The following is a 551-nucleotide window of genomic DNA, read 5'->3' on the forward strand; positions in this document are numbered from 1 at the left end:
CTGCACGGATGGTCGGGTGGGCTGGCACTGCTGGTCGCTGTGTTCCTGCCGGCCTTTCTCATGGTGGTCGGTGCCTTGCCTTTCTGGGAGAGCCTGCGCCAGCGGGGCGACATCCAGTCGACCATGGCGGGCATCAACGCCGGCGTGGTCGGGATTCTGCTGTCCGCGCTCTACGACCCGGTGTGGACCAGCGCCATCCACTCGAAGGCGGACTTCGGGCTCGCGCTGGCGGCCTTCGGCCTGCTGGTCTATGCGAGGTTTTCGCCTGTCGTCGTCGTGCTGCTGGCCGCGCTCGCGGGCTGGGCTCTGTAGACGGCCGCTCAGCCCGCGTTGCGACGCGTCGACAGCAGCGCCCGCAGCTTGGCGGGTGCGACCGGCTTGGTGAGCAGCGTCACGCCGCGCTGGCGCAGGCGCTGCAGCACCTCGGGTCCGGTGGCGCCGGACACCAGCACCGCGAGCGCATCGGGTTGAAGGCCGCGCGCGGCATCGATGACGTCCATGCCGTCTTCTTCGCCCGCCAGCTGCAGGTCGCACAGCAGGACGTCGAAGCG

The 551-nt window shown here is 70.1% G+C and carries 1 protein-coding gene and 1 pseudogene; one reads left to right on the forward strand and one right to left on the reverse strand.

The features are described 5' to 3' along the window. On the forward strand, positions 1–312 hold a 312-nt coding region (locus tag AC1DTN_RS38885), incomplete at its 5' end, for a chromate transporter (protein ID WP_477925566.1). Positions 313–320: 8 nt separating this feature from the next. Here the strand turns inward: AC1DTN_RS38885 and AC1DTN_RS38890 are convergent. Beyond that, a pseudogene (locus AC1DTN_RS38890) lies at positions 321–551 on the reverse strand (hypothetical protein); the annotation flags it as partial.

This window comes from Rhizobium sp. 01T444 (genome assembly GCF_056398305.1).